Origin of the sequence: Kosakonia sp. SOY2 (assembly GCF_027109175.1) — a bacterium.
GTDB lineage: Bacteria > Pseudomonadota > Gammaproteobacteria > Enterobacterales > Enterobacteriaceae > Kosakonia.
Window position 1 is genome coordinate 1 of sequence record NZ_JAPVXH010000015.1, and the last position, 2068, is coordinate 2068.

General features: G+C 65.4%; 1 protein-coding gene. It reads right to left on the bottom strand.

Going from position 1 to position 2068, the window contains the following annotated elements; translation table 11 throughout:
• A partial coding sequence (locus tag O3S68_RS24165) for a beta strand repeat-containing protein (RefSeq protein WP_442913200.1) occupies positions 1-2068 on the bottom strand: 2068 nt, incomplete at both ends.

Here is a 2068-nt window from a genome sequence, read left to right on the forward strand (position 1 = left end):
TGCCCGGTATTAATGGTGATATCGCCATTTCGCGTTTCAATAGTGCCGGAGGTGTTCACCACCTCGCTGTTAGCATTGCCCGCCGCGTCGCGCTGCAGCCTGAGATTGTTGCCCGCCAGCATATCGCCGCGCTGGTTGGTGATGCTGCCGGCGTACAGCGCCAGGTTATTTGCCGCGTACAGCAGCGCGGTGTTGACGATACTACCCGGCGCACTGAGCGTCAGGCTGCCAAGCGTCCCGGCAAAGCCGTTCGCCGTGATGTTGCCCCGGCTCGCCAGCGTCACATCGCCGCCGCCCTGCAGCGAACTGTTGCCGTTCAGCACGATGTTGCTGCCGCTTAACGTACTCGCGCCGCTGCCGGTGGTGATTTGCCCGTTGTTGGTCAGTTGCCCGCCCGCACTCAGGTTCACCGCCTGGCCCTGCATCACGCTCTGGTTATCTATCGCCCCGTTACTGGTGACACTCAGGGTTTTCCCCGCCGCCATCGCGGTTTTACCGGTAAACGCATCGGTCAGCTGCAGCGTCAGGTTGCCCAGCGCCACGATTTGCCCCAGCGCGTTGAGCCCGGTCGCCCCCACAAACAGGTCACCGCCGCTGAAGAGCCTGCCGGCGGCGGACTGGTTCACCTGCGCGGCGTTCATCGTCAGCTGGCGGCTGCCCAGCAGTGTGCCGTTGTTGGTGAGCTGGCGGTAATTCAGCGCCAGGTCATTCGCCTGGGTGGTGCCCTGGTTCGTGAAGGTGTCGCCGGTGAGTGTCATCCGGTCAGCCAGCAGCGTACCGGTCGCGGCATTGTTCGCCGCATTCAGAATGAGGTCGGTTGCCTGCAGCCAGCCTGCGCCGTTGTACTGCGGGGCAGTCAGCGTCAGCGTCCCGCCGGAGAGCAGTTTCCCCTCGTTGCGCGCCTGCGTGGCGGCAGTCATCCGGGTGTCACCCGCGCCCTGAATCAGACCGTAGTTGAGCAGTTGCGGCGTGGTGAGCGTCAGCCCCTGCCCGCTGACCAGCTGCGCGCCGGCATTGTTGGTCAGCGTCTCCGCGCTGACAGTCACGCCGCCGCCCTGGATGTTACCGGCGTTATCGACACGCTGTGCCGTCAGGTTCAGCGCCCCGTTGCCGGCAAGCTGCCCGCCCGCCTGCTGGGTGAACGTACCCGTGAGCGTCGCGGTCAGCCCGTCGCTGCTGCTGATGGCACCGCCGTTGCTCAGCAAACCGGCACTGAGGGTCAGGTTTTTCGCCGCCCACTGGCCGCTGTTCGTCAGCGACAGTGCCTGCAGTGCCGCCGTGCCCATGGCGGTGATTTTGCTGCCTGCAGCGGACGTCAGGTCACCGGCAAGCTGAAGGTTCAGTGCCCCGGCGCTCTGAATGGCACCGCGGTTATCCAGCGACTGCGCCGCCAGCAGAATGTTATTGCCCTGCCAGGTGCCGGTGTTGTTCACACTCCCGGCGGTGATATCCAGCGTGCCCTGCGTCAGCAGCGAACCGGCGTTAATCAGCTCCAGTTGCGGGGCAGCCATCGCCATCCGCGCCATCAGGGTCGCCGTGGCCTGGCTGTTATCCAGCGCCAGACTGTCGAGGCCGGTCAGCGTGCCGTTGTTGATGACACGGCCTTCATGTGCCGACAGCGTTTTGCCCTGCACGCTGCCGTTGTTGGTAAGTTGTTGCCCGCGCAGGGTGATGTCCCCGGCGCTGAGCAGTTGTCCGTCGTTATTCAGCGTCTGCGCACGGAGCGTCATCGCTCCCTGGCTGGTAAGCGCGCCCGGCAGTGCCAGCGTGCCCGCCACATCCGCGTTCAGACTGCCCTGGCTCAGCAGCGAACCGCCGAGCGTCCAGTCATCCGCCGTCACACTGACCCGCCCGCCCTGCAGGGTGCCTCCGGTGTTCAGTTGCCCGGCGTTCAGCGTGAAATCGCCGCCGCTCAGCGTGCGCGAGTTCGCGCCGGTGATGAGCGTACCGGCGTTCAGCGTCAGACCGTGCGTACCCTGCCACAATCCATTGTTGACGAGTGTGCCGGCATCCAGTGCCAGCGTATCGCCGGTGAGGCGCCCGTTGTTGCGCAGCGTCCCGGCGCGGA